This is a genomic window from Streptomyces sp. CA-135486, assembly GCF_050936555.1.
Lineage (GTDB): Bacteria > Actinomycetota > Actinomycetes > Streptomycetales > Streptomycetaceae > Streptomyces.
This window is the reverse complement of record NZ_JBNJMM010000002.1, coordinates 1,375,573-1,402,059: the sequence shown is the minus strand read 5'-3', so window position 1 is coordinate 1,402,059 and position 26,487 is coordinate 1,375,573. Positions and strand designations below refer to the sequence as shown.

Genomic DNA, 26,487 nt, shown 5'->3' with positions numbered 1-26,487 from the left:
CCCGCCCCCTCCCCCGTCGGCCCAGAGCCGAGCGAGGGAGAGCACCACGTGACCATCGCGCCAGCCGATCCGGCTTCAGGCATCGCAGAGCAGGCTGCCGACGGCCCGGGTACCGAGCTTCTGCGGACCCTGGCCGATCTCACCGCCGATCTGCCGGACACCGACCCGGGACGTGTCGCCGCCGCCGCGCTGCGGGGCCGCAACGCCGCGTCGGACGCGGCCGAGTTGCGGAGCCTCGCCACCGACGCCGCCGCGGGGCTGATCTCCGAGGACCCGGCCTACTCCCGGCTCGCCGCCCGCCTGCTGACCCGTCACATCGCGGACGAGGCCGCCGGCCAGGGCGCGGTCTCCTTCTTCGCATCGGTCGCGGTCGGCCACCGCGAGGGCCTGATCGCGGACCGCACCGCCGATTTCGTGACGCTGCACGCCGCCCGGCTGGACGCGCTCATCGACCAGGCCGCCGACGACCGCTTCGGCTACTTCGGACTGCGTACCCTCTACAGCCGCTATCTGCTCCGGCACCCGATCACCCGTCAGGTGATCGAGACCCCGCAGCACTTCATGCTGCGCGTCGCCTGCGGCCTCGCCGAGGACGATTCGGTACGCGCCCTGGACGAGGTCGCCGCGCTGTACGGCCTGATGAGCCGCCTCGACTACCTCCCCTCCTCGCCCACGCTCTTCAACTCCGGTACCCGTCACCCGCAGATGTCCTCCTGCTATCTGCTGGACTCGCCGCTGGACGAGCTCGACTCGATCTACGACCGCTACCACCAGGTGGCCCGTCTTTCGAAGCACGCGGGCGGCATCGGCCTCTCCTACTCCCGTATCCGCTCCCGCGGTTCGCTGATCCGGGGTACCAACGGCCACTCCAACGGCATCGTCCCGTTCCTCAAGACCCTGGACGCCTCGGTCGCCGCGGTGAACCAGGGCGGCAGGCGCAAGGGCGCCGCCGCCGTCTACCTGGAGACCTGGCACTCCGACATCGAGGAGTTCCTGGAGCTGCGTGACAACACCGGTGAGGACGCCCGGCGTACGCACAATCTGAACCTCGCGCACTGGATCCCGGACGAGTTCATGCGCCGCGTCGAGGCCGACGCCGACTGGTCGCTGTTCTCGCCCGCGGATGTGCCGGAGCTGGTAGACCTGTGGGGCGACGAGTTCGACGCGGCGTACCGCAAGGCGGAGGCCGCCGGTCTCGCGCAGAAGTCCATGCCGGCCCGTGACCTCTACGGCCGGATGATGCGGACGCTCGCCCAGACCGGCCAGGGCTGGATGACCTTCAAGGACGCCTCCAACCGCACGGCCAACCAGAACGCCCAGCCCGGCCGGGTCGTCCACTCGTCGAACCTGTGCACCGAGATCCTCGAGGTCACCGACGACGGCGAGACGGCCGTCTGCAACCTCGGCTCGGTCAACCTGGGTTCGTTCGTCGCGGGCGACGGCATCGACTGGGAGCGCCTCGACGAGACCGTCCGTACCGCCGTGACCTTCCTCGACCGGGTCGTCGACATCAACTTCTACCCGACCGAGCAGGCCGGGCGCTCCAACGCCAGGTGGCGGCCGGTGGGCCTGGGCGCGATGGGCCTCCAGGACGTCTTCTTCAAGCTCCGCCTCCCCTTCGACTCGCCCGAGGCGAAGGCGCTCTCCACGAAGATCGCCGAGCGGATCATGCTCGCGGCGTACGAGTCGTCCTGCGAGCTCGCCGAGCGCAACGGCCCGCTGCCCGCCTGGTCCGAGACCCGCGCGGCCCGTGGCGTACTCCACCCCGATCACTACGACGTCGAGCTCAACTGGCCGGAGCGCTGGGACGCCCTGCGCGCCCGGGTGGCGAAGAGCGGCATGCGCAACTCCCTCCTCCTCGCCATCGCTCCGACCGCCACCATCGCCTCGATCGCGGGCGTGTACGAGTGCATCGAGCCGCAGGTCTCCAACCTCTTCAAGCGCGAGACGCTGAGCGGTGAGTTCCTCCAGGTCAACGCCTATCTGGTGGAGGAGCTGAAGAAGCTCGGCGTGTGGGACGCGCAGACCCGGGAGGCGCTGCGCGACTCCAGCGGCTCGGTGCAGGGCTTCAACTGGATCCCGGCCGACGTTCGCGCGCTGTACCGCACGGCGTGGGAGATCCCCCAGCGCGGCCTGATCGACATGGCCGCCGCCCGCACCCCCTTCCTGGACCAGTCGCAGTCGCTGAACCTGTTCCTGGAGACGCCGACCATCGGGAAGCTCAGCTCGATGTACGCGTACGCCTGGAAGCAGGGCCTGAAGACGACGTACTACCTGCGCTCCCGTCCGGCGACACGGATCGCCCGCGCGGCTTCCGGCACCGCGGCGGCCGCCGCCCCCATCCCAGTGCAGCAGGCCTCCGCGCCCGACGCGGACGCGATCGCCTGCTCCCTGGAAAACCCCGAGTCCTGCGAGGCCTGCCAGTAATGAGCTCGACCGAAAAGAACCTGCTGGACCCGGGCTTCGAGCTGACGCTCCGTCCGATGCGCTACCCGGACTTCTACGAGCGCTACCGCGACGCGATCAAGAACACCTGGACCGTGGAGGAGGTCGATCTCCACTCCGACGTGGCCGACCTCGCCAAGCTCTCGCCCGGCGAGCAGCACATGATCGGCCGGCTGGTCGCGTTCTTCGCGACGGGCGACTCGATCGTCTCCAACAATCTGGTGCTGACGCTCTACAAGCACATCAACTCCCCCGAGGCGCGGCTCTATCTGAGCCGTCAGCTCTTCGAGGAGGCGGTGCACGTCCAGTTCTATCTGACGCTGCTCGACACCTATCTGCCGGACCCGGACGACCGCGCGGCCGCCTTCGACGCGGTCGAGGAGATCCCCTCCATCCGCGAGAAGGCCCAGTTCTGCTTCAAGTGGATGGACTCGGTCGAGAAGATCGACCGGCTGGAGTCGAAGGCTGACCGCCGTCGCTTCCTGCTGAACCTGATCTGCTTCGCTGCGTGCATCGAGGGCCTGTTCTTCTACGGCGCGTTCGCCTACGTCTACTGGTTCCGCTCCCGCGGTCTGCTGCACGGTCTGGCCACCGGCACCAACTGGGTGTTCCGCGACGAGACGATGCACATGAACTTCGCATTCGAGGTCGTGGACACGGTCCGCAAGGAGGAGCCGGAGCTCTTCGACGACCAGCTCCGGCAGCAGGTCACCGACATGCTGAAGGAGGCCGTCGAGGCGGAGCTGCAGTTCGGCCGCGATCTGTGCGGCGACGGTCTGCCGGGCATGAACACCGAGTCGATGCGCGAGTATCTGCAGTGCGTCGCCGACCAGCGGCTGACCCGTCTGGGCTTCGCCCCGGTGTACGGCTCGGAGAATCCGTTCTCCTTCATGGAGCTGCAGGGCGTGCAGGAGCTGACGAACTTCTTCGAGCGCCGTCCGTCCGCCTATCAGGTGGCGGTCGAGGGCTCGGTCGGCTTCGACGACGACTTCTAGACGCCCGGACACTCTCCCGCCGGGGGGACGGGGGAGCGCCGGGAAACGAACGGCCGGGCGGATGCGTACAGCTTCCGCCCGGCCGTTTCGTATGCCCACCGCGTCCGCGGACCGCTATGCCGCCCTGCACGGCGCAGCCTCACGGAGCTCGGCCTGAGGGAGCTCGGTCTGACGAGGTTCGGCCTGACGGAGCTCGGCGTCAGGGAGCTCGGCATCAGGGAGCTCGGCGTCAGGGAGCTCGGCATCAGGGAGCTCGGCGTCAGGGAGCTCGGCGCGCCGCAGCTGGCCCCGGCGCCGTTCGGCCTGGCGCGCCCTGGCCCGACGCAGGTCGGCCCGGCCCAGCTCCGCCTCACGCAGCCGGCGGTCGATGGCGCACTCCCTGGCGTACCACACCAGTGCGGGAAGGGTGACGAGCCCGAAGATGGCGATGACGAAGAGGTACTCCATGAATGTGTTCATGCGGTCCACTGTCGTCCTCGCGCGCCAAAGAAGTCAGTGGCAGGACTGTCATGAACCATCGAATTACTGCCACAATGGTTCCATGCTGAAAAACGTGGCCGCCGTCCTCCTCGACGGCGTGCATCCCTTCGAACTCGGCGTGATCAGTGAGGTCTTCGGTTACGACCGCAGCGACGACGGCCTGCCCGTCTACGACTTCGCGGCGGTCTCCGCGGAGGGCCCCGTCCTGCCCACCCACGCCGGGTTCACCATCAGCACTCCGTACGGCCTCGAACGGCTCGAGGAAGCCGATCTCATCGCCGTCCCCGCCGCCGGCTCGTACCCGACCCGCGGCTATTCCGAAGAGCTGCTCGACGCGCTGCGCCGCGCGGTCGACCGCGGCGCCCGGGTGCTCAGTGTCTGCACCGGCGCCTTCGTCCTCGGCGCCGCCGGACTGCTCGACGGCCGCCGCTGCACCACCCACTGGCGGCACGCCCAGGAACTGGCCCAGCGCTTTCCGAGGGCGCTTGTGGACCCCGATGTGCTGTACGTCGACGAGGGCCCGGTGATCACCTCGGCCGGGACCGCCTCGGCGATCGACGCCAGCCTCCATGTCGTACGCCAGGAACACGGCCCCGAGGTCGCCAACCAGATCGCCCGCAGGATGGTCGTGCCGCCGCACCGCGACGGCGGCCAGGCGCAGTACATCCAGCGCCCGCTGCCACGCACCCGCTGTGACACGGTCGGCGACGTCCTGTCCTGGATGCAGCGGCATCTGGACCGTGAGAGTACCGTCGAGCAGCTCGCCGCCCGGGCCCATATGTCGCCGCGCACCTTCGCCCGCCGCTTCCAGCAGGAGACGGGCACCACTCCCTACCGCTGGCTGCTGCGCCAACGGGTGCTGCTGTCACAGGAGTTGCTGGAGACGACGGACGAGACGGTTGACGCGATCGCGGGCCGCGCCGGCTTCGGCAACGCGGCGGGGCTGCGCCACCACTTTCTCCGTACGCTCGGCACCACGCCGAACGCCTACCGCCGGACCTTCCGGGGCCCGGTGCGCGGCGTCGCCTGACCGTCTGAGGCCGGTGCGGCCGGATCAGTCGTTCGGAACGGTCTCGTACCGCGGCGTGCCCTCTTCCATCTGCCGCAGCGCGTCCTTGCGGTCCCGCTTGGAGAGCCGGTCGATGTACAGGTAGCCGTACAGGTGGTCCGTCTCGTGCTGCAGGCAGCGGGCGAAGTACCCCGTGCCGCGCACCTTGATCGGGTTGCCCCCGGCGTCCTGCCCGCGCACCACCGCATGGTCGGGGCGGGCCAGCGGGGCGTAGGCCGTCGGGACGGAGAGGCAGCCCTCATTGGACTCGTCGAGGACGCGGCGCTCGGCCGGCAGGTCCTCCAGTACCGGGTTGCAGACGACGCCGACGTGCCGTACGCCCTCGTCGTCCATGCAGTCGTAGACGAAGACCTTCAGGTCCACGCCGATCTGGTTGGCGGCCAGGCCCACGCCCTCCGCCGTCCGCTGGCTGGCGAACATGTCGTCGATGAGAGCGGCGAGCTTGTCGTCGAACTCGGTGACGTCCTTGCACTCCTTGTGGAGCACCGGATTGCCGACGACCGTGATCGGGCGGGACGTGCCGCGCTCGCGGTACGCCAGCTCACGCTCCTCGCAGTCCTCTGTGTCCACGACGAAACCATCGTTGACCTGCTGGTCCGTCTCCTGCTGCGACGCCATGTCAGCCGTACGCCCTTCTCACTGCCCGATGTATGCCCGGTGTCCGGTCACTCTGTGTCCGTACAGCCTACGGGCAGGGGTCAGCAGACTTCCTCGAGATCCCGCCACTCACGGGAGTCCGGGCTGTCGGCGACCCAGCCGTCGAGCAGCCCGCGCACCAGAGGTGCGGGCGCCGCGATGCCGCACTCGCGCTCCGGCGACCACAGATCGCCCTCGGTGCGGTGGCCCAGCGGGCCCGGGTGGCCCGGCTCGCTGTGGTCGTGCGGGTCGAGGTGCTCGCCCTCGCCCTCGGCGCTCGGCATCCGGCTCTCGGAACAGGCCCGGCACAGCAGCCGCACCGACGAGGACCAGTCCTCGGCGGCGAAACCGGCGTCCGACGCGAGCTGCTCAAGGGCGTCCCGGTCGGCCTCGGTCGCGGCCTCCAGCAGAACCACCCAGGTCGGTACGGGTGAGGGCGCCCAGAGCTCGATCTCGTCGAAGACGGGGTACGAGGGGCCCGCGCTGGTGATGCGCTCGCCGTGCGGGACGCCGTCGTGCAGGACGACCTCGCCCCAGCGGCGCCCGGATGACGGCAGCGGGATGGACAGCACCTCTATCCGGGCCGGGTCGAGCCTGCGGCCCCAGACCACCTCTGCCTCGCCCTCGGGCGACAGCCGCACGGCGGCGCTGCCGAGCTCCATGCCGACCGGCTCGCCGTTGGCTCCCCCGCCGCCTCCGGCGCGGGTGGGGCCCCCGGGGACCTTGAGTCCGTACGCCTGCCAGGCGCGGCGGGCCAGCGGCCAGTCCTGCAGCGCGGTGGCCGCGATGCCGACGTTCCACCAGTCGGGGGCACCGGTCTCCTTGTCGAGCAGCGCGACGGCCCGCAGGCCCGCGGCGCGCGCCTGCTCCCAGTCGTGCCGGAACTTGTGCAGCAGCGCCAGGTTGAACCAGGACTCGGAGAGCCAGGGCTCAAGGTCCGCCGCGCGCGTCAGCAACGCGCCCGCGTCCTCGTACCGGCCGTCGCCGATCAGCGTGAACGCGCGGTCGGTGGCCTGCCGCCACGAGGCGGATGGCCGATGCCGTACCTTCCCGAAGATCCTCACGATTCCTGCCTGCCGGTTCGCTCGGGTCACTACCCCCGGACACCTACTTGTGCCTTCATTCGCATCCAACCATGCCGAGTCGGAGGCTCGCTCATTACTGATGGGTTACCCCGGCGGGACCGGGGCCAGACCGCCTCGGGCCAGGACCCTGGCGAGCGATTCGACGACCTCTGGCTGATAGTCGTGCCCGGTGCCGAGACGCAGCCGTTCGAGTGCGCTGAGCGCCCCGCCCGCTGTTCCTCCGCTTCCCCCGGTGAGATCGTCGTATGCGTTGACGGCGCGGACAATCCGGGCGGGCAGCGGCTGATCCCGGTACGGGTCGGCCTGCAGCTCGACCACGACGGCGACGGCTGCGGGCGCGCCGGTCTGCCGAACCACGGCGCCACCCAGCAGGGCTATGCGCCGCTGCTCGGCGGCCGGGAGCAGCGCGGTGGCCCCTTCCGGGACCGGGTCCACGAGCGAGAGCTGCCCGATGTCGTGCATCAGCGCCGCGTACTCCAGCACGGCCAGATCGGGCCCGGAGAGCCCCAGCTCGCGGCCTACGGCGGTGGCGAGCGCGGCTACGCGACGGGCGTGCCCCGGCTGGGTGTACCCGGCGATCTCGGTCGCGCGGGCGAGGGAGGCGATGGTCTGCCGGTAGGTGGTCCGCACGGCGGCGTAGCGCCGGAAGGACAGCTGGGTGAGCAGCAGGGGTACACAGAACACGGGCAGGGCCCAGAGTCCGGCGACAGCGACGGAGAGGGCCACCACGGCGCCTGTGGCGCAGACGGCGGAGCCGATGCCGAGCAGCGCGCGCAGCTCGTCGCGCAGCAGGGGTCCGTACGGATATCGGGTGCGGGCGCGCAGCATCGCGGCGGAGAGGACGGCGTCGCAGAGGGCGGTCAGGACGAGCAGCAGAAGCAGGAAGAGCGCGTAGTACGCGCCGTGGCCGATTCTGCGCTCCAACTCGCCCGAGGTGTAGAGCGGTTGAAAGCAGGCGGCGGCGAACCCGACGGTCAGCACCCGCCGCGCCACATGTTCGAGCGCGGGCCCGTGCCCCCGCGCCACATGCGGCACGGCCCCGACGAGCACGCCCGCGACGACGACGGCGACGACCTGCAGGGCCCCGTGGGATGTCGGCCGCCCCGCGCACTCCCCGAGCAACGCATAGGCCAGCGCCCCCGCGGCCCCGAGCGGCGCCGGCTCCCGCTCCCCGGGCTGCGACCCCCACCGAGCGAGCTCCCCGACGGCGATGAACGCACCGAACGCGAGGGCGTTACCGGGCTGATCAACCCCTCGCCACAGGGTCCACACAAGCCCCACAGCGGCAACCAGGGCGGCGGCGCCGTAGACGCCACGAATGCCGCCACTATCTCCGGCCATTACACGCCACCGACTGCAGGCCGGGGTACGACGCGGCATGAAGCGACGGGGCCGAGCCCAGGCGGGGGCCCGGGGGGTCCGCTCACGGGGCGCGGAGCTGGCGCGCCGACTGCAGGCCGGAGAGCCGCGCGGCGCGAAGCCGCCGCCCCCGCCGCAGGCCGGGGGCCTGGGGGCTTGCCCCCAGTTTCGGGAAGGGGCGGGGTGGGGGAAAAACCGCCCGCGCCCCGTATGCCCGCGCTCACAGCGGCCGACCTCCCACTCTCGCCGGCACGCCCCCCACCCGCTCCCATTCGTCCGACGTCACCGCCGTCTCCCACCCGTGCCGCTCCAGCGCCCGCACCAGCGCCCGCACCATCCGCGGGTCGAACTGCGTCCCCGCGCACCGCTTCAGCTCCTCCAGCGCCGCCGCCACCGGACGCGCCCGGCGGTACGACCGCGTCGACGTCATCGCGTCGAAGGCGTCCGCCACCGCCACCACACGCGCGAACTCCGGGATCTGGCGCCCCACGAGCCCGTACGGATACCCGCTCCCGTCCAGCCGCTCGTGGTGGTGCAGGATCGCCGCCCGCGCCTCCTCCAGAAACCCGATACCCCGCACCATCTCGTGCCCGTACTCCGGATGCAGCTCTATCACCCGCCGCTCCTGCGGCGTCAGCGGCCCGTCCTTGCGCAGCACCCGCGTCGGCACCCCGAGCTTCCCCACGTCGTGCAGGATCCCGGCGAACCGGAGGACTTCCAGCCGCCCCTCGTCCATGCTCAGCTCGCGCGCGATGAGCACGGACGCCCGCCCCACCCGCTCACTGTGCCCGCGCGTGTACTGGTCCTTGATGTCGACCGCCTGGACCAGCGCGCGGATCGTCGCCTGATGGGCCGCCCGCTCGCGGTGGTACTGCGCGAAGATCCAGCAGGAGATGTACATCGGCAGCAGGACGAAGAGCGCGGACAGCGGCCCGTACGGACTGCGCCACAGCACGGCCATCATCAGCCCGGCGAGCCCGTGCACACAGTGCGGCGCCGGGGAGCGCAGCAGCAGCCCGCGCCAGGCGGCCCGTAGGGGTACCCGTTCCGCGGCGGCGAGTATGCCGCCGTCGAGGGCCGTCAGCACCAGGCAGAAGGCGAGCGCCCCGGCCGCCGCGGGCAGCAGCGCGTACGGGAAGTCCGGCGCGCGCAGGGCCCGCGCGCCGCCGAGGAGTGCGTACGCCTGCGCCGCGCCCCAGGTCGCCAGCGCAAGCTGCGCGGCGCGCCAGATCCGCCGCGCGCCGGCAGGCCGCTGGTCGACCCGCCCCAGCAGCGCGCCGGGCACGGCGACGAACACCGCCACGGCGGGCGGCAGCAAGAACGCCGCGGCGAGCAGCACGGGGAAGAAGGAGCCGGCGCCCACCGGCACGGAGTTCCCGACATAGCGGCAGCGGGCGGGCAGCTCGCACACGGCGTAGAGCCCGGCGAGCAGCAGCACGGCGCGCCAGTGGCCCCCCTGCCTCAGGACGGGCAGCGCACATGCCGCAGCGCAGAGCACCGCGCACAGGATGTACACGCGTGCTGCCGCCGGAATGGCCCTCACTGGCCCGCCCTCCCCGCCCCGTCTCAAAGAGAGCGTCAGGCTAGCGAGTTGGGTGAATCACGGCGGCAGGATGACGGCTATTCGCACCTACGGGTGACACACGAACAGGGTGTGCCGTGACAACCACGACACACCCCGTACGTCTGTACGAAAAGCGGCTACTCCTTGACGACGTCCTGCTCGGGCACCGCCTGGCCGGAGCGGATCAGATCAATGCGCCCCAGGACCTTGGCCCGCAAGTCGCTGGGCACGTCGTCATGTCCGCAGCACCGCTTGACCAGTTTCTTCACGGCCTGCTCGAGCCCGTACTTCTCCAGGCAGGGAGAGCACTCCTCGAAGTGCACCTCGAACTTGGTGCAGTCGCTGTCGGGCATCTCGCGGTCGAGGAACTCATAGAGATGGTCCAGGACCTCTGAGCAGTCCGTCTCGTGCGGCTCTCCGCAGCTCATGAGCCCGAGCCTTTCGCGTCGTTCGACTCCCCCGCTCCGGCCGGGACGAGCCCGCGCTCACGGGCGTAGTCCTCGAGCATGCCACGCAGTTGACGGCGGCCCCGGTGCAGGCGGGACATCACCGTCCCGATGGGTGTTCCCATGATGTCCGCGATCTCCTTGTACGCAAAGCCCTCTACGTCGGCGAGATAGACCGCGATGCGGAACTCTTCGGGGATGGCCTGCAGTGCTGCCTTGACGTCCGAATCGGGCAGGTGGTCGAGGGCCTGCGACTCGGCGGAGCGCAGCCCGGTCGACATGTGCGACTCGGCGCGCGCGAGCTGCCAGTCCTCGATCTCCTCGGCGGCGCTGCGCTGAGGCTCGCGCTGCTTCTTGCGGTACGAGTTGATAAAGGTGTTCGTGAGGATCCGGTACAGCCATGCCTTGAGGTTCGTGCCCTCACGGAACTGATGGAAGGATCCGTACGCCTTGGCATACGTCTCCTGCACAAGATCCTCGGCATCGGCGGGGTTGCGCGTCATGCGCAGCGCAGCCGAGTACATCTGGTCGAGGAAGCCGAGAGCGTCCCGCTCGAAACGGGCATTGCGCTCGGCAGTCGTCTCCTCGGACTGCTCCGCCTGGCCGTCGTCGGTCCCTGCGTCGGTCCCAGTGACCGGACCCACCTCCTCCAACGATGTGGCGAACCCGAATGCGGACCCGCTCGAATCGGAGGATAGAACACGATCCGCTCCGCCCGCCGCCCGAACAGGGGCGGTCTTGGCCGCGGAAAGCACCGTCCACTCCAGGTCAGCGGCGTGCGCGCGGCTCGGGCAGATGGTCGAACCCATGCGACGGACTCCCTACTCGATGCTCTGTGACTGACGTCTCGACATCCGCCACAACAGTGCGCGCCCGCACCTCATTCCCGTGGCCCTCGCGACTCCCGTAGCCCTCGCGCCCAGGTCCGCACGGCGTCCGTGATCACTCGGAGAGTCTCCTCCGGCGCGGTCCCGGCGCGCTTGGGCACGGCGAAGCCGTGATCTCCGTAGGGGACTTCCACGAGTTCGTACTCCCCTTCCGGGAACTCCTCGGGCTTGCCGAAGGGGTCATTGCCGCCCTGGACGACGAGGGTGGGCACTCCTGCGGCGAGGAGCTCGTCCGCGCGGGACTTCTCGGGCCTGCCGGGCGGATGCAGCGGGAAACTCAGCGCGAGCACGCCGACGGCCCCCAGGTCCGTCGCGGTCCGGCAGGCGACCCGGGCCCCAGCACTGCGCCCGCCGGCGACGACGGGCAGCCCCGGCTTCTGAAGTACGGGCCAGATCCCGCGCCAGCCGACATCCAGCGTCTTCGGCGCGGGGGCGACCTTCTTGCCGGCGACCCGCCACGGCTGCTCGACGAGGGCGACGGTGACCCCGTCCGCGGGCAGCGCGTCGGCGATCGCCCGCAGATCCCGGGCCTCGATCCCGCCTCCGGCCCCATGGCTGAGGGCGAGGACGAGACGAGCGCGCTTGGCCCGCACCCAGGTCACGCGGGCGTCACCGGCGTCCGTCTTCACGATCTCTGCGTGCTGTGCGTTCTGTACGTTCTCAACGGGACCCACGCCTTCATCCTGCCGCGCCGGTGCGGCGGGCGCCGGGCGGCAAGGCCGGTCGGCACGGGCGCCGGGCGGCAAGGCCGGTCGGCACGGGCGCCGGGCGGCAAGGCCGGTCGGCACGGGCGCCGGGCGGCAAGGCCGGTCGGCACGGGCGCCGGGCGGCAAGGCCGGTCGGCACGGGCGCCGGGCGGCAAGGCCGGTTCAGAACAGCGTGCCCTCCTCCGGCGCCGCCAGCTCCTCCAGCAGCTCCGGCCCGTTGTTGCGCACATTGCTCACGGCCGTCGTCACGGCATACGCCCTCATCAGCCCCTCCGGCGGCGGCTCCAGCAGCCTCCGCAGCTCCTCCGGGTCCGTCCGCGACGGGTCCAGCCACGCGTCCCAGCGGTCCGGCGTCAGCATCAGCGGCATCCGCGGATGGATGTCCGACAGGGACCGCGGCCCCTCGGCCGGCGCCACCCCCAGCGGTCCCTTCTCCGCCTCCGTCGTGATCACCGAACAGGTCACCCACCACGCCTGCGGATGGTCGTCCGGCAGCGTCCGGTCCCGCCAGAACTCGTAGAGGCCCGCCATCGCGAACACCGACCCGTCCGCCGGTGTCACGAAGTACGGCTGCTTCCGCGGCCGCTTCTTCTTCCCCTCGACCTCCAGCTCCCGCTCCCCGGACCCGGTCACCCACTCGTAATAGCCGTCCGCCGGGAGAACGCAGCGCCGGGAGACGAAGGGCCTGCGGAAGGACGGCTTCTCGTGCACCGTCTCGGCCCGCGCGTTGATCATCCGCGCCCCGCCCTCCGGTGACTTCGCCCACGAGGGCACGAGCCCCCACTTCAGCGCCCGCAGCTGGCGAACCGGACGCTGATCGTCAGCGTCTTTCAGAGGGCGCTCGAGAACCGCGTAGACCTCCTTCGTGGGGGCCACGTTCCAGTCGGGCGCCAGCGTCTCCTCCGGCTCCCACTTCTCGACCTCGAAGACTCCCACGAGATCCTCGGGCCTTCGACTCGCTGCATACCGTCCGCACATGAGTGCCACACTGCCACTTCCGCCCGACGCCCGAGGAGCCGCCCGAGAAATGGTCAGCACCGACCCCGCAACCACCCTCAGCAGCGCCTCCGTCAGCGACCTCTGGGACCGCGTCTTCGGCGCCCAGCCCGTCCCCGACAAGTGGCTCGTCATCGCCACCGGCCTGCTCGCCCTCGCCGCCGTGGCCCCCCACCCGATATGGCGGATCTCACGCAACGCCGTCACGATCGCCCACGAAGGCGGCCACGGCCTCGTCGCCCTGCTCACCGGCCGCCGGCTCGACGGGATACGGCTGCACTCGGACACGAGCGGCCTCACCGTCAGCGCGGGCAAGCCCACCGGCCTCGGCATGATCCTGACCGCCGCGGCCGGCTACACCGCGCCCCCGCTGCTCGGCCTCGGCGGCGCCTGGCTGCTCGCGGCGCACCACATCACCCTGCTTCTCTGGCTGGCCACCGCCCTGCTCATCGCGATGCTGGTGATGATCCGCAATGCGTACGGCGCACTCACGGTGATCGTCACGGGTGCCGCCTTTCTCCTCGTCTCCTGGCTGACAGAACCCGGCGTACAGGCCGGCTTCGCCTACGCCGCCGTCTGGTTCCTGCTGCTCGGCGGCGTACGGCCCGCCTTCGAGCTCCAGTCCAAGCGCCGTCACGGCGGGGCCCCCGACTCGGACGCCGACCAGCTGTCCCGGCTGACCCATGTGCCACCCGCGATGTGGCTCTTCCTCTTCCACGCCGTGTCGCTCTGCTCACTGATCGGCGGCGGCCGCTGGCTGCTCGGCCTCTAGCCCGGCTCCCGGCCCGACCCCAGCTCGGCCGGAAAACGCCCCCGCTGCTCCGCCGAAGCCCTCTACCACCGAACGGTTACGCCCCGATTTCGACGTATTTGATCAAGATCGGGCTCTCCACCGAGCCACTAAAGTGATGGCCATGACCGAAAGCTCCGTGCACCCCGCCCTCTGGCCCGCCCCCTACGCGACCGGGGCCGTCGACGCGACAGTCATCGTGCCCGGATCCAAATCGGTCACCAACCGTGCGCTGGTGCTGGCCTCCCTCGCCGCCGAGCCCGGCTGGCTGCGCCGCCCGCTGCGCTCCCGCGACAGCCTCCTGATGGCGGAGGCGCTGCGCGCCCTCGGCGTCGGTATCGAGGAGACGGTGTCGTCCAGCTCCACCGTCGCGGGAAGCCACGACGGCGAGGGTGAGGCCTGGCGCGTCATCCCCGCAGGCCTGCACGGACCCGCCACGGTGGACGTCGGCAACGCCGGCACGGTGATGCGCTTCATGCCTCCCGTCGCCGCGCTCGCCGACGGCCCGGTCCGCTTCGACGGCGACCCCCGCTCGTACGAACGCCCGCTGAACGGCGTGATCGACGCCCTGCGTGTCCTCGGCGCCCGTATCGACGACGACGGACGTGGCGCGCTCCCGCTCACCGTCATCGGCGGCGGCGCACTCGACGGCGGCCCGGTCGAGATCGACGCCTCCTCGTCCTCCCAGTTCGTCTCCGCCCTGCTGCTGTCCGCACCCCGGTTCAACCAGGGCGTGGAGGTGCGGCACATCGGCGGCAAGCTCCCCTCCATGCCGCACATCCGGATGACCGTCGACATGCTGCGCGCCGTCGGCGCCCAGGTCGACGAGCCCGAGACCGGCGGCGAGCCCAATGTCTGGCGGGTCTCCCCGTCCGCCCTGCTCGGCCGCGATCTGACCGTCGAGCCGGACCTCTCCAACGCCCAGCCGTTCCTCGCCGCGGCCCTGGTCACCGGCGGCCGGGTCACCATCCCCGACTGGCCCGAGCGCACCACCCAGCCCGGTGACGCGCTGCGCGAGATCTTCACCGAGATGGGCGGTTCCTGCGAGCTGACCGACGCCGGTCTGATCTTCACCGGAACGGGTCGTATCCACGGCATCGACGTCGACCTCGGAGAGGTCGGCGAACTGACCCCCGGCATCGCGGCGGTCGCGGCGCTCGCCGACTCCCCCTCCACGCTGCGCGGCGTCGCCCATCTGCGCCTGCACGAGACAGACCGCCTCGCGGCCCTGACCAAGGAGATCAACGAGCTCGGGGGCGATGTCACCGAGACCGACGACGGTCTGCACATCCGCCCGCGCCCGCTGCACGGCGGCATCTTCCATACGTACGACGACCACCGCATGGCCACCGCGGGATCGGTCATCGGGCTCGCCGTCGAGGGCGTACGGATCGAGAACGTGGCGACGACCGCCAAGACCCTGCCCGACTTCCCGCAGATGTGGGCCGGAATGCTCGGGGCCTGACGAGATGCGCCGCTACGGCAAGAACCCCGACGAGGACGACATCCGTGTACGCCCCAACCGCAAGGGCAACCGCCCCCGCACCAACATCCGGCCCAAGCACGAGGACGCCTCCGAGGGCATGATCCTCACCGTCGACCGCGGGCGGCTGACCTGCCTCGTCGACGACCGTGTCGTCATGGCGATGAAGGCGCGCGAACTGGGCCGCAAGGCCGCGGTGGTCGGCGACCGGGTCAGCATCGTCGGCGATCTCTCCGGCGACAAGGACACCCTCGCCCGCATCGTGCGCATCGGGGAGCGGAAGTCCGTACTGCGGCGCACGGCCGACGACGACGATCCGTACGAGCGCGTGGTCGTCGCCAACGCCGACCAGCTGGCGATCGTGACGGCGCTGGCAGACCCCGAACCGCGCCCGCGGCTGATCGACCGCTGTCTTGTCGCCGCGTACGACGGCGGGCTCACGCCTCTTCTCGTGCTGACCAAGTCGGATCTGGCCTCGCCGGACAAGCTCCTTGAGATGTACGGCGCGCTCGGCGTCCCCCATGTGGTCACCACCCGCGACGAGTTCGTGGACGGCGTCGCGGCCGAGCGCGTGCATGAGCACCTCAAAGGTCGTACCACCGCGTTCGTCGGCCACTCCGGTGTCGGCAAGACGACCCTGGTCAACGCGCTCGTACCGAAGGAGCGCCGGCGGAGCACCGGACTTGTCAACGCGGTCACGGGCCGCGGCCGGCACACCACCACATCGGCGCTTGCTCTGCCGCTCAACGACGCCGAGGGCGGCTGGGTGATCGACACCCCGGGCGTGCGTTCCTTCGGTCTGCACCATGTCGATCCGTCCCGCGTGATCCATGCCTTCCCTGATCTCGTGACGGGAACGGAGGGCTGTCCGCGGGCATGCAGTCATGACGAGCCGGACTGCGCGCTGGACGCCTGGGTTGCCGACGGCCATGCGGATCCGGCGCGGCTGTACTCGCTGCGGCGGCTGCTTGCCACGCGGGAGCGACGCGAAGGCGACTGACTCGCGCACGTTTGCGGTCCCCGCTTGTTGGTAAGTGCATACTCGCACCAAGTGCGACGAAGCAGTCACCGACTGATGCGGGAGGCACAGACCATGGCGTGGCTGCTGGTGGTGGTCGCCGGATTGCTTGAGACGGGGTTCGCCGTCTGCCTCAAGCTCTCGCACGGTTTCACCAGGCTCTGGCCGACGATCGCGTTCGCCGCCTTCGCACTCGGCAGCTTCGGACTGCTGACGCTCTCCCTGAAGAAGCTCGACGTCGGTCCCGCCTATGCGGTGTGGACCGGCATCGGCGCGGCGGGCACCGCGATCTACGGAATGGTCTTCCTCGACGACGTGGTCTCCACCCTCAAGATCGTCTCGATCGCGCTGGTGATCATGGGCGTCATCGGTCTGCAGCTGTCGGGCTCGTCGCACTGACGGCTCCGGCGACGGCCGTACGCACCAGCTCGCCGACCCCCTCGCCGACGGGCGCGATCACATACGAGAGCGCGAGCCGCACCGCCAGCTCGCAGCGGCGCGCCAGCTCGGCCGACTCCTCCTTCGTACGACCGTTGTCCCGGCCGTTGTCCCGGCGCCCGTGCTCCAGCGCGGCCACCACCCGGTCCCGTACGGCAGCGACCAGCTCACCCGGCGACGGAAGCCCCGCGTCCGCGCGGCGCTGGGCAGGCACCGGGGAGATCACGGTGCCGCGCCGGGCGGGCCGCGGCGCCGGCAGATGTTCGCTCCAGCAGCCGGTGAGCAGGGCCCGCAGCAGCGGCTTCGCCCGCGCCTCTCCCACGGTCCATTCCGCGACCGAGACCAGCCGGTCCATGGCTCTCGCCCGCTCGGCCAGCAGCCCCTCGACGCCATGGAGGTACGTATCGGCCTCGCGCCGCACGAGCGCGCGGGCGAGGCCGTCCTTGCTGCCGAACTCGTTGTAGAGGGTCTGCCGCGAGACCCCGGCCGCGGACGCGACATCGACCATCCGCACCCCGGACCACGGCAGTGCGGCGAGCGCCGTGAGAGCGGCGTTCAGCAAGGACTCTCGCGCTGTAGGCATCGTCGCCTCCCAGGCCGTGCGGCTCTCAGGCCGTGCGCCCACCGGGCCGTGCGGCTCTGCGCTCAGAGTTGACGGGCCGCCATCCACTGTCAATAGCCGCGGCCGGCAGGGGCACAGGACGGCCCTACTCAGCCCCGATAGAGTGATGACCATGCCCGACTACCACGACGATCTGCGTCTTGCGCATGTGCTCGCGGACGCCGCCGACGCCGCCACGATGGACCGGTTCAAGGCGCTGGACCTCAAGGTCGAGACCAAGCCGGACATGACGCCGGTGAGCGAGGCCGACAAGGCGGCGGAGGAACTGATCCGCGGGCAGCTCCAGCGGGCGCGCCCGCGCGACGCGATCCTCGGCGAGGAGTACGGCATCGAGGGCACGGGTCCGCGCCGCTGGGTGATCGACCCGATCGACGGCACCAAGAACTATGTGCGCGGGGTGCCGGTCTGGGCGACGCTGATCTCGCTGATGGTGCAGGGCGAGGGCGGCTACCAGCCCGTCGTGGGCGTGGTGTCGGCCCCGGCGCTGGGCCGCCGCTGGTGGGCGGTGCAGGGCGGCGGCGCATACACCGGGCGCAGTCTCAGTTCGGCCACCCGGCTGCGGGTCTCCAAGGTCTCCCGGGTTCAGGACGCCTCCTTCGCGTACTCCTCGCTGAGCGGCTGGGAGGGGCAGGGGCGGCTCGACGGGTTCCTGGATCTGACCCGGGCCTGCTGGCGTACCCGCGGCTATGGCGACTTCTGGCCGTACATGATGGTCGCCGAGGGTTCGGTGGACATCTGCGCCGAGCCGGAGCTCTCGCTGTGGGACATGGCGGCGACCGCAATCGTCGTACAGGAGGCGGGCGGATCCTTCACCGGCCTGGACGGACGGCCGGGTCCGCACAGCGGAAATGCGGCCGCGTCGAACGGGCTGCTCCACGACGAGCTGCTGGGTTATCTCAACCAGCGCTACTGACGAGCGGCCGGCCGGCAACCGGCGGGCGCATACACCCATTCACCCGGCGCACAACCGAACGTGCGCGCCCTCTTGCTGCCGCCCCGCAGGGCTGCGACTCTGAGAGTCCCCCCACTTGTGAATTTGTGAATCGGTTCCCGAACAACCGATCCGCCAAGGAGGTGGCTCCATCCATGCTCGTCCGTGACGCCATGAGCACGGTGGTCCTCACCATCGGACCCGCACACACACTCCGCCAGGCCGCCCGCCTGATGGCCGCCCGCCGTGTCGGCGCGGCCGTCGTCCTCGACACCGACGCCGGCGGGCTCGGCATTCTGACCGAGCGAGACATCCTCAATTCGGTGGGTACGGGGCAGGACCCCGATCTGGAGACCGCCGGCGCCCACACCACCACCGACGTCGTCTTCGCCGCGCCTTCATGGACCCTGGAGGAGGCCGCGGAGGCCATGACACACGGCGGCTTCCGGCATCTGATCGTGCTCGACGGCGACGGGCCCGTGGGCATCGTCTCCGTACGCGACATCATCCGCTGCTGGGCCCCCGCGAGGCGCCACCCGGCGACGCTCGCCGGCTAGCGCGCACACGAGCCGACCGGCTCTCACAAAGAACCGGTCGGCACGCACAAGAACCGGTCGGCAGGCACAAGAACCGGTCGGCACGCACAGGACCCGGTGAGCGCGCATGCGAAAAGGCCGGACCCCTCTGGACAGGGATCCGGCCTTCCGTACTACGGCAGGCGTCCGTCAGCCACGCAGGGCCTGGACCGCGGCCTCCAGCCGCTTACCGAAGTCTCCGTCGGCCTGACGGAAGTTGTTGACCGCGCGCTCGGCGATGTCGTCACGCGACACCTTGGAGATGAACCCGGCGAGGTTCTCGATGAGGCGGTCCTTCTCGTCCCCGGACATCAGCCGGTAGAGGTTGCCCGCCTGCACGAAGTCGTTGTCCTCGGCGTGCGAGGGCGCCTCGTGGTTGCCGGTCGCGCCGGAGACGGCGGTCGACACCCACAGCGGCCTGTCCGTCTGGAACGGGCCGCCGAAGCTGTTCGGCTCGTAGTTCTTGGTGCCCTTGTGGCGGCCGTCGTACAGATAGCCGTCACGGCTGTTCGTACGCGCCTCGGTGGCGTGCGGGCGGTTCACCGGCAGGTGGTCGGCGTTGATGCCGACGCGGTAGCGGTGGGCGTCGCCGTACGCGAAGAGACGGCCCTGGAGCATCTTGTCCGGGGACGGACCGATGCCCGGCACGAAGTGCGCGGGGCTGAAGATGGACTGCTCGACCTCGGCGAAGATGTTCTCCGGGTTGCGGTTGAGCTCCAGCTTGCCGATCTCGATCGGCGGGTAGTCCTCGTGCGGCCAGACCTTGGTCAGGTCGAACGGGTTGAAGCGGTAGGTCGCCGCCTCGGCCGCCGGCATGATCTGCACCTGCACGGTCCAGGACGGGAAGTCGCCGCGCTCGATGGACTCACGCAGGTCACGCTGATGGGAGTCCGGGTCCACACCGGAGAGGCGGTTGGCCTCGTCCGTGGTGAGGTTCTTGATGCCCTGGTCGGTCTTGAAGTGGTACTTGACCCAGAAGACCTCGCCGGCCTCGTTGTTCCACTGGTACGTGTGCGAGCCGTAGCCGTTCATGTGGCGCAGCGTGGCCGGGATGCCGCGGTCGCCGAAGAGCCAGGTCACCTGGTGGGTGCTCTCCGGGCTCAGCCCCCAGAAGTCCCATACGTTGTCAGCCTCCTGGCTGCCCGTGTACGGGTCGCGCTTCTGGGTGTGGATGAAGTCGGGGAACTTGATGGCGTCCTTGATGAAGAACACCGGGGTGTTGTTGCCGACGAGGTCGTAGTTGCCCTCTTCGGTGTAGAACTTCAGCGCGAACCCGCGGGGGTCACGGACGGCGTCGGCGGAACCGAGGTTGCCGGCCACGGTGGAGAAGCGCAGGAACGTCTCGGTCTGCTTGCCGACCTCGGAGAGGAACTTGGCGCGGGTCCACTGGGACACGTCACGGGTCAGCGTGAAGGTGCCGTAGGCACCGGCGCCGCGGGCGTGGACGATGCGCTCCGGGATGCGCTCACGGTTGAAGTGCGCGAGCTTCTCGAGCAGCGCCTGGTCCTGGACGAGAACCGGCCCGCCGACGCCCGCGGTCTCGCTGTTCTGGTTGTCGGCGACCGGAGCCCCGGCCTCCGTGGTGAGCGGTCCCTGCGTCACGTGCGCCTCCTGCGTCATTCCTGCAACGTCCTGTCCTTGGCGTTTACCTGTTCCCGATCCTACAATGGATATTGTCTAAGTCAAGCGAGCATCCAAAGTCACACCCGTTCGGGACCTGGGTCCCACCACTGTTAGGCTTGTCTTTATGAGTGACCTGTTGGAACGACTTCGCGGACGCGGCTGGCGTATGACCGCACAGCGGCGTGTCGTGGCCGAGGTCCTCGACGGCGAACATGTCCATCTGACGGCCGACGAGGTACACGCACGGGCGGTGACAAGGCTGCCCGAGATCTCCCGGGCGACGGTCTACAACACGCTCGGCGAGCTCGTCTCCCTCGGCGAAGTCCTGGAAGTCTCCACGGACCGCCGCGCCAAGCGGTACGACCCGAACGCGCACCAGCCGCACCAGCACCTGGTCTGCGCCCAGTGCGGCGCCATCCGCGACGTGCATCCGGCGGGCAACCCGATGGCGGACCTCCCGGCCTCGGAGCGCTTCGGCTTCACGATCTCGGACGTCGAGGTGACATACCGGGGCACGTGCCCGAACTGCGCTTCGGCGTGACGCACTGAGCCTCGGACGCGCTGAGCACACATTGAGCCTCGAAGGCCCGGCATCCTCTGGATGCCGGGCCCTTCGCGCGTCTGGATGCCGGGCCCTTCGCGCAACCAGCCACTGCGCGCTCAGCGCATACGACGAAGGCCCGGATCCATCAGGATCCGGGCCTTCGTCTCTGAGTAGCGGGGACAGGATTTGAACCTGCGACCTCTGGGTTATGAGCCCAGCGAGCTACCGAGCTGCTCCACCCCGCGTCGGTGAACACAACACTACGTCACCCCGCCGACCAGCGCAAATCGATATCCGCTACGCCCTGGCCAGGCCCTGAGCCGGGCCCGGGCGGATCCGGAGCTACGCCGTGAGCTCCTGGTGCAGCGCCTCCCGCAGCCGTGCCGCGCGCTCCGCCACCTCCGCGGGACCCAGCTCAACGGCACGCGCGCACCACCGCTGCCCCTCGGTCAGCTCCCCCCTGCGCGCCGCGAGCAGCGCAAGGCGCAGTGCGGCCCGGCCGTGCCCCGCGCGGGCGGCACGGCTCCACCACAGGGCGGCCTCGCGCTCGTTCCCCTCGCGGGCCAGCAGCAGCCCGAGGTTGAACGCGCCGTTGCGGCTGCCCGCCTCCGCGGCCTCCCGGTACCAGCGCGCGGCGTCGGTCATGTCGCCGCGGGCGGCGGCGAGCATCCCGACCCGTACCTGGGCACGGCGGTGTCCCTGCTCGGCCGCGCGCTCGTACCACTCCTCGCACTCGCTCTTGTCCGCCATCGGCTCGCCGAGCGCCGGCGGCCCCGGCGGCGGCTGGCGGGAGTCCAGCACGGTGGCGAGCCGGAAGGCGGCCTCCGCGCTGCCGCTACCCGCCGCACAGCGCAGATGGCGCTCCGCGGCCTGCTCGTCGCCGTCCCTCAGCAGCGCGATGCCGACCTGGAGGGCGGCCTCGGTGTGACCGGCGGCCGCCGCCCGCTCGTACCAGCTCAGAGCCGTACGGTCGTCGTCGCGGCCGACGTAGAGGATGCCCAGGTTGAAGGCGGCGTCGACGCTTCCGGCCTCGGCCGCCTTGGAGAACCAGGGCTCGGCGCCGGTCGCGTCGCCGGCCTGCAGAAGCAGCACGGCGAGCGCGTTGGCGGCCTCGCGGTGCCCGGCGTACGCGGCACGTCGGTACCACTGCTCGGCCTGCGGCGTACGGTCCTGGGCGGCGCAGAGCAGCCCCAGGTTGTACGCGCCGTTCACATCGCCCGCGTCCATGGCGGCCCGGTACCAGCGCTCGGCCGTCTGCTGCTGGCCGCGCGCGGCGTGCAGCGCGCCAAGGGCGTTGGCGGCGTTGCCGTCGCCGTCCTGGGCAGCACGCAGCCACCAGACCGCGGCGCTCTCCTCGTCGCCCGCGTCCCGCAGCAGGAACCCGAGCGCGCACGCGGCCCGGGCCTCGCCGTCCTTCGCGGACATGAGGTACCAGCGACCGGCCTCCTTCAGCTCGCCACGCTTCTCGAGGATCGCGCCGAGGTGCAGCGCGGCCCGCCGATGCCCACGGGCGGCGGCCTGCCGGTACCACTGGGCGGCCTCGTCGAGTACGGACGGCTCACCGCCCTCGGCATCGGCACCGGCGGCGGGGGCAGCCGCGCCCGGGGCAGCGCGAGCGACGTCGCCGGGAGCAGCGGAGACGGAGTGACCGGGACCGCCGGCCGACGCAGCGCCGCCCGGGGCAGCTCCGCCCGCACCGGCGCCCGAAGCGGCGGCCGCAGCCACCGCACCGTCCCGTACCGCCGGCTCCGCGTGGCCCATCACCAGGCCCACGCCCCCTCCCGCGGGGGCCTCCTCCGCCGCCCGGCGCTCCAGCGCGCGGGCGAGCCGGTAGGCCCCCTCGCGGTGACCCTGTTCCGCAGCCGCGCGCAGCCAGCGCTCGGCGCCCGCATCGCTGCGGTGCTCCAGCAGATCGGCGAGGGCATACGCACCCAGCGCATGCCCCTGCTCGGCGGACTGACGCAGCCAGTACTCCGCGGCGGGCTCGTCGCCGCGCTCACGGAAGTGCCGCCCCAGCGCATGCGCCGCGGCCGCGGAACCGGCGACGGCCGCGATGCGCCACCATCCGGCGGCATCGTCGGCGTACCCCCGCTGGTGGAGCAGGACACCCAGATTGTTGGCGGCGGCGCGGTCGCCGTCGGCCGTCGCGGCACGCAGATAGGGCTCGGCGCCGTCGAGGTCGCCGCGGCGCAGCAGCAGCGCGCCGAGCACGCTCATCGACGCGGTGTCGCCGCCGTCGGCCGCGCGCCGGTGGCGCGCCTCGGCCCCGGCGGTCTCCACCGAGGTCTCCGCCTGGTCGGCGCCGGCCCCGCGGCCTGCGCCGTCAACGTTGTCAACGGCGTCGTCAGCAGCGGCACTGGCCGCGTCCATCACGCTTCCGGCATGCCGCTGCACAAACCGCCCTGTCTCCAACAGAGTCGCCCTGTCCCCCATAAATTCCATCGTCGCACCACCTGCAACCCGCGTACACCTGGTATACCGCAGCCAGTGAGGTCACTTCAGCGTTTTGTCGACATGCCCACAGATGGATAAGTCAAACACGCTCGACGCCAACCTGCCCCACGCGGCACGCAGTTCCCACCGGCAGCACATACGCACGAAGAGGGCCCGAATCCTCAAAGGATCCGGGCCCTCTTCATCTTCAGTAGCGGGGACAGGATTTGAACCTGCGACCTCTGGGTTATGAGCCCAGCGAGCTACCGAGCTGCTCCACCCCGCGTCGTTGTGTTGCAACCGTATCACGACGCGGGACGGTGCCTGCCCAGCCGCCTCTCAGCGGCCTTTCAGTGACCGTGGCCTTCAGTGACCCTCGAGTCCCCCTGCCCCTCAGCCGCCTGGCTTGGCCGTACCGCTCGGCGGCGTGGACTGCGCCGCGGAGAGCCGCTCCAGCGCCGCGTCCAGATCCTTCTGGGCCTTGCCGTACGCCTCCCAGTCCTTCGGCTCCTTCGCCAGCGCAGCCTCGGCGTCCTGGTGCGCCTTCAGGACGTCCGCGATGGCGGCCTTGAGCGCGTCGCCACCGGTCGCCGGTGGCTTGGTGGTGCCCGGTGGCGGTGTCGTCGTCGGCGGCTGCGCGGCGCCCTCCTGCGCGAAGACCGCGTCGAGCGCCTGCGTCAGATCGTCCTTGAAGACCGGCTTGCCTCCGCCGTAGGCGACGGCGACCTTCTTCAGCAGCGGGTAGTTCGCGCTGCCACCGCGTGCGTACACCGGCTCGATATAGAGGAACCCGCCGTCGAGCGGCACGGTGAGCAGGTTGCCGTACTCGATGTCCGAGTCGGTGCCTCTGAGGTTTCTGACGAACTCGGCGACGTCGTCATTGCCGTTGAGCTCACTCTGCACCTGTTGTGGACCTTGCACGGTCTCGGTGGTTCTCAACAGCCTTATCGTGCCGTACTTGTCGCTGTTGGCATCGGCGTCGACCGCCATGAACGCGCCCAGGTTGGGGCGTCCGGCCGGGGTGAACGTCGTCGTCAGCGAGAACTTCTGCGCCTTGTCCCCGGGCATCTTCAGGCTCAGGTAGTACGGCGGAACCGCGCTGGTGTCCTTGTTCGTCGGGTCGTCCGGCACCTGCCAGGCGTCGGAGCCGCTGTAGAACTGCGCCGGCTCGGTGACGTGGTACCGGGTCAGCAGCTCGCGCTGCACCTTGAACATGTCCTGCGGGTACCGCAGATGGGCCTTCAGCGCCGGCGAGATGTCGCCCTTGGCCTTCACCGTGCCGGGGAACGCCTTCATCCAGGTCTTGAGCACCGGGTCCTCGGTGTCCCACTGGTACAGGTTGACCGTGCCGTCGTACGCGTCGACGGTGGCCTTCACCGAGTTGCGGATGTAGTTGACCTGGTTCTGCTGGGCAACGACCGTGCGCTGATTGGTGGTCAGCGAGTCCGCCGTGGTGTCCCCCAGCGTGGTACGCGAGGCGTAGGGGTAGCCGTTGGTCGTGGTGTACGCGTCGACGATCCACTGGATCCGGTGGTTGACGACCGCCGGGTAGGCGTCGCCGTCGATGGTCAGCCACGGGGCGACCGCCTCGACGCGCTCCTTGGGTGTGCGGTTGTACAGAATCCGCGAGCCTTCGCCGACGGCTCCCGAGTAGAGGATCTGCGGCTCGCTGAAGGCGACGGCGTAGGCCGCGCGGTTGAGCGGGTTGGAGAGGTTGACGCCGCTCTTGCCCTGGTAGCTCGTGTACTTGGTGGGCCCGACGCTCGCCTCGTAGTCGAGCTCCTGCTGCGGGCCGCCGACGATCGAGTACTGCTCGGTCTTCTCGCCGTAGTAGATCCGCTGCTCATACTTGGGGAGCGCGCCGCTGGTGGGCATCCCGGACTCGGTGAAGTCGGGCGAGCCGACGGTGCCCTTGTCCGGGTCCGTGATGGCGCTCGTCCCCTTGGCCGCGATCGCGCCATAGCCATGGGTGTAGGTGAAGTGGTCATTGATCCAGTTGCGCTTCTGGATGCCCTTGATGTTGAGCTCGCGCAGACCGATGACCGTGTCCTGCGGCTGCTTGTCGGGGCCGGTGTACCGGTCCACGTCGAGAGTCGCGGGGAACTGGTAGTACTTGCGCTCCTGCTGGAGCTGCTGGAAGGCGGGCGAGACGACGTTCGAGTCGACAAGTCGATAGCTGGCCGCCGAGGGAGCCGCCGCGCGCTGCTGGGCCTTGCGCTTGGGGTCGCCCTTGCCGGAGTAGTCCTCCGGGGTGGCCTTGTCGATGCCGTACGCATGACGCGTGGCCTCGATGTTCTTCTTGATGTACGGGCTTTCCTTGGCCTGCTCGTTCGGCTGGACCTGGAACTTCTGCACGATCGCGGGGTAGAGACCGCCGATGAGAATCGCCGACAGAACCATCAGCCCGAAGCCGATCACGGGCAGCTGCCAGGTGCGGCGCCAGAGCGTCGCGAAGAACAGCACGGCGCAGATGACGGCGATGCAGAAGAGGATCGTCTTCGCCGGGAGGTAGGCGTTGGCGTCGACGTACCGCAGGCCCGTCCAGTTGCCGGTGGCCTTGAAGTCGCTGGACTTCACCGCGAGCCCGTACCGGTCGAGCCAGTACGCCACGGCCTTGAGCGAGACGAAGAAGCCGAGCAGCACCGACAGGTGGCCGGTGGCCGCTCCGGTCGCGCGCGGGCCGGGGCTGGTGATCCGCAGCCCGCCGTACAGATAGTGCGTGAGGGCCGCGACGATCAGGGAAAGCACTGCGGCAGCGAAGCCGAAGCCGAGCAGGAAGCGGTACCAGGGCAGGTCGAAGGCGTAGAACGACACGTCCATCTGGAACTGCGGGTCCTTCTGACCGAAGGACACGCCGTTGACCCACATCAGCCAGGTCCGCCACTGACCGGTGGCGGAGGCGCCGGCGATCAGCCCGACCAGAGCGGTGATCGCGAGGAGCACCCACTTCTTGTACGGGGCGATGCCCATCCGGTACCGGTCAAGGCTCTGCTGCTCCATCGACATGGCGCTGAGCGGCGGGCGCAGCCGGTGGGCCAGCCAGATGTTCACGCCGACAGCGGTGGCCATCAGGAGCCCGAAGACGGCGAACAGACCGATCTTCGTCCACAGGGTGGTGGTGAAGACGGAGGAGTAGTGGACGGATCGGTACCAGAGCCAGTCGGTCCAGAACCCGGCGAACATGACGAACGCCATGGCCAGCACGGCCAGCACGCCCAGTGTCATGAGCAGGGTGCGGACACGCCGGGACGGCCGGCCCACTCTGATCCGTGGCCCGGTCGGGCCTCCGCCGCGGTCCGGCATCTGGAAAGCCAACGTGCGCACCTCGAAGTTCGCGGTCGTGTGAAACGGGCCCCGCGAT

At 70.3% G+C, this 26,487-nt stretch carries 23 protein-coding genes and 2 tRNA genes; 10 read left to right on the top strand and 15 right to left on the bottom strand.

The window, feature by feature from the left end; all coding sequences use genetic code 11:
* The first annotated feature begins 48 nt into the window (after positions 1 to 48).
* Positions 49 to 2,427, top strand: coding sequence for a ribonucleoside-diphosphate reductase subunit alpha (locus ACQEVG_RS25810; RefSeq protein ID WP_432987988.1), 2,379 nt, complete (start codon positions 49 to 51; stop codon positions 2,425 to 2,427).
* Positions 2,427 to 3,440, top strand: coding sequence for a ribonucleotide-diphosphate reductase subunit beta (locus ACQEVG_RS25805; protein WP_432987985.1), 1,014 nt, complete (start codon positions 2,427 to 2,429; stop codon positions 3,438 to 3,440). Before ACQEVG_RS25810 ends, ACQEVG_RS25805 begins: the two co-directional genes overlap by 1 nt.
* Before the next feature lie 114 nt (positions 3,441 to 3,554).
* Here the strand turns inward: ACQEVG_RS25805 and ACQEVG_RS25800 are convergent, their stop codons facing one another.
* Complete coding sequence (locus ACQEVG_RS25800; RefSeq protein ID WP_432987982.1) at positions 3,555 to 3,899, bottom strand: hypothetical protein; 345 nt, start codon at positions 3,897 to 3,899, stop codon at positions 3,555 to 3,557.
* Between the two features lie 82 nt (positions 3,900 to 3,981).
* On the opposite strand from ACQEVG_RS25800, the gene ACQEVG_RS25795 reads away from it, so the two are divergent.
* Positions 3,982 to 4,950, top strand: a complete 969-nt coding sequence (locus ACQEVG_RS25795; RefSeq protein ID WP_432987979.1) for a GlxA family transcriptional regulator — start codon at positions 3,982 to 3,984, stop codon at positions 4,948 to 4,950.
* Positions 4,951 to 4,974: 24 nt separating this feature from the next.
* Here the strand turns inward: ACQEVG_RS25795 and def are convergent, their stop codons facing one another.
* From def to ACQEVG_RS25755, 8 genes are all read right to left on the bottom strand, one after another.
* Positions 4,975 to 5,607: a peptide deformylase gene (gene def, locus ACQEVG_RS25790; protein ID WP_432987976.1), complete on the bottom strand. Its 633-nt coding sequence runs from the start codon at positions 5,605 to 5,607 to the stop codon at positions 4,975 to 4,977.
* A gap of 80 nt (positions 5,608 to 5,687) precedes the next feature.
* Positions 5,688 to 6,689, bottom strand: coding sequence for a tetratricopeptide repeat protein (locus ACQEVG_RS25785; RefSeq protein ID WP_432987974.1), 1,002 nt, complete (start codon positions 6,687 to 6,689; stop codon positions 5,688 to 5,690).
* Between the two features lie 105 nt (positions 6,690 to 6,794).
* The gene (locus ACQEVG_RS25780; protein WP_432987972.1) at positions 6,795 to 8,051 is read right to left on the bottom strand and encodes an HD-GYP domain-containing protein; all 1,257 of its coding nucleotides are present in this window, start codon (positions 8,049 to 8,051) and stop codon (positions 6,795 to 6,797) included.
* A 238-nt stretch (positions 8,052 to 8,289) separates the two neighbouring features.
* Positions 8,290 to 9,612 carry an HD-GYP domain-containing protein gene (locus ACQEVG_RS25775; protein WP_432987969.1) on the bottom strand — a complete coding sequence of 441 codons (1,323 nt, stop codon included), beginning with the start codon at positions 9,610 to 9,612 and terminating at the stop codon, positions 8,290 to 8,292.
* 158 nt (positions 9,613 to 9,770) lie between these two features.
* The gene (gene rsrA, locus ACQEVG_RS25770) at positions 9,771 to 10,061 is read right to left on the bottom strand and encodes a mycothiol system anti-sigma-R factor (RefSeq protein ID WP_432987967.1); all 291 of its coding nucleotides are present in this window, start codon (positions 10,059 to 10,061) and stop codon (positions 9,771 to 9,773) included.
* Positions 10,058 to 10,723 carry a sigma-70 family RNA polymerase sigma factor gene (locus ACQEVG_RS25765; protein ID WP_355831914.1) on the bottom strand — a complete coding sequence of 222 codons (666 nt, stop codon included), beginning with the start codon at positions 10,721 to 10,723 and terminating at the stop codon, positions 10,058 to 10,060. Before ACQEVG_RS25765 ends, rsrA begins: the two co-directional genes overlap by 4 nt.
* Positions 10,724 to 10,959: 236 nt before the next feature.
* A complete protein-coding gene (locus ACQEVG_RS25760) occupies positions 10,960 to 11,640 on the bottom strand; it encodes an alpha/beta hydrolase family protein (RefSeq protein ID WP_432987963.1) in 681 nt (226 codons plus the stop codon).
* A 195-nt stretch (positions 11,641 to 11,835) separates the two neighbouring features.
* Complete coding sequence (locus tag ACQEVG_RS25755) at positions 11,836 to 12,651, bottom strand: SOS response-associated peptidase (RefSeq protein ID WP_432987960.1); 816 nt, start codon at positions 12,649 to 12,651, stop codon at positions 11,836 to 11,838.
* 49 nt (positions 12,652 to 12,700) lie between these two features.
* On the opposite strand from ACQEVG_RS25755, the gene ACQEVG_RS25750 reads away from it, so the two are divergent.
* The 4 genes from ACQEVG_RS25750 to ACQEVG_RS25735 all read left to right on the top strand — a co-directional run bounded on the left by ACQEVG_RS25750 (position 12,701) and on the right by ACQEVG_RS25735 (position 16,359).
* Positions 12,701 to 13,441, top strand: a complete 741-nt coding sequence (locus tag ACQEVG_RS25750) for a M50 family metallopeptidase (RefSeq protein WP_432992898.1) — start codon at positions 12,701 to 12,703, stop codon at positions 13,439 to 13,441.
* A gap of 142 nt (positions 13,442 to 13,583) precedes the next feature.
* Positions 13,584 to 14,924, top strand: a complete 1,341-nt coding sequence (aroA, locus tag ACQEVG_RS25745; RefSeq protein WP_432987957.1) for a 3-phosphoshikimate 1-carboxyvinyltransferase — start codon at positions 13,584 to 13,586, stop codon at positions 14,922 to 14,924.
* A gap of 4 nt (positions 14,925 to 14,928) precedes the next feature.
* Positions 14,929 to 15,942 (top strand): ribosome small subunit-dependent GTPase A, encoded by a 1,014-nt coding sequence (rsgA, locus tag ACQEVG_RS25740; RefSeq protein ID WP_432987955.1) that lies wholly within the window; start codon positions 14,929 to 14,931, stop codon positions 15,940 to 15,942.
* 93 nt (positions 15,943 to 16,035) lie between these two features.
* A complete protein-coding gene (locus ACQEVG_RS25735; protein WP_432992895.1) occupies positions 16,036 to 16,359 on the top strand; it encodes a DMT family transporter in 324 nt (107 codons plus the stop codon).
* On the opposite strand, the gene ACQEVG_RS25730 is transcribed toward ACQEVG_RS25735, so the two are convergent.
* Positions 16,325 to 16,981, bottom strand: coding sequence for a TetR/AcrR family transcriptional regulator (locus ACQEVG_RS25730; protein WP_432987952.1), 657 nt, complete (start codon positions 16,979 to 16,981; stop codon positions 16,325 to 16,327). The genes ACQEVG_RS25735 and ACQEVG_RS25730 overlap by 35 nt on opposite strands.
* A 151-nt stretch (positions 16,982 to 17,132) precedes the next feature.
* Here ACQEVG_RS25730 and hisN point away from each other — a divergent pair, with 151 nt between their 5' ends.
* Both hisN and ACQEVG_RS25720 read left to right on the top strand, forming a co-directional pair.
* Positions 17,133 to 17,933, top strand: coding sequence for a histidinol-phosphatase (gene hisN, locus ACQEVG_RS25725; protein ID WP_432987949.1), 801 nt, complete (start codon positions 17,133 to 17,135; stop codon positions 17,931 to 17,933).
* A 173-nt stretch (positions 17,934 to 18,106) separates the two neighbouring features.
* Positions 18,107 to 18,508, top strand: a complete 402-nt coding sequence (locus tag ACQEVG_RS25720; RefSeq protein ID WP_360873467.1) for a CBS domain-containing protein — start codon at positions 18,107 to 18,109, stop codon at positions 18,506 to 18,508.
* A 168-nt stretch (positions 18,509 to 18,676) separates the two neighbouring features.
* Here ACQEVG_RS25720 and ACQEVG_RS25715 read toward each other — a convergent pair whose 3' ends face one another.
* Positions 18,677 to 20,146, bottom strand: coding sequence for a catalase (locus ACQEVG_RS25715; RefSeq protein WP_432987946.1), 1,470 nt, complete (start codon positions 20,144 to 20,146; stop codon positions 18,677 to 18,679).
* Positions 20,147 to 20,273: 127 nt separating this feature from the next.
* Here ACQEVG_RS25715 and ACQEVG_RS25710 point away from each other — a divergent pair, with 127 nt between their 5' ends.
* Complete coding sequence (locus ACQEVG_RS25710; RefSeq protein WP_432987943.1) at positions 20,274 to 20,690, top strand: Fur family transcriptional regulator; 417 nt, start codon at positions 20,274 to 20,276, stop codon at positions 20,688 to 20,690.
* Between the two features lie 174 nt (positions 20,691 to 20,864).
* On the opposite strand, the gene ACQEVG_RS25705 is transcribed toward ACQEVG_RS25710, so the two are convergent.
* From ACQEVG_RS25705 to ACQEVG_RS25690, 4 genes are all read right to left on the bottom strand, one after another.
* Positions 20,865 to 20,938 (bottom strand) — tRNA-Met (locus ACQEVG_RS25705).
* A gap of 97 nt (positions 20,939 to 21,035) precedes the next feature.
* The gene (locus ACQEVG_RS25700) at positions 21,036 to 23,063 is read right to left on the bottom strand and encodes a sel1 repeat family protein (protein WP_432987941.1); all 2,028 of its coding nucleotides are present in this window, start codon (positions 23,061 to 23,063) and stop codon (positions 21,036 to 21,038) included.
* Positions 23,064 to 23,338: 275 nt separating this feature from the next.
* Positions 23,339 to 23,412 (bottom strand) — tRNA-Met (locus ACQEVG_RS25695).
* Between the two features lie 107 nt (positions 23,413 to 23,519).
* Positions 23,520 to 26,429, bottom strand: a complete 2,910-nt coding sequence (locus ACQEVG_RS25690; protein ID WP_432992892.1) for a UPF0182 family membrane protein — start codon at positions 26,427 to 26,429, stop codon at positions 23,520 to 23,522.
* Positions 26,430 to 26,487 lie beyond the last annotated feature (58 nt).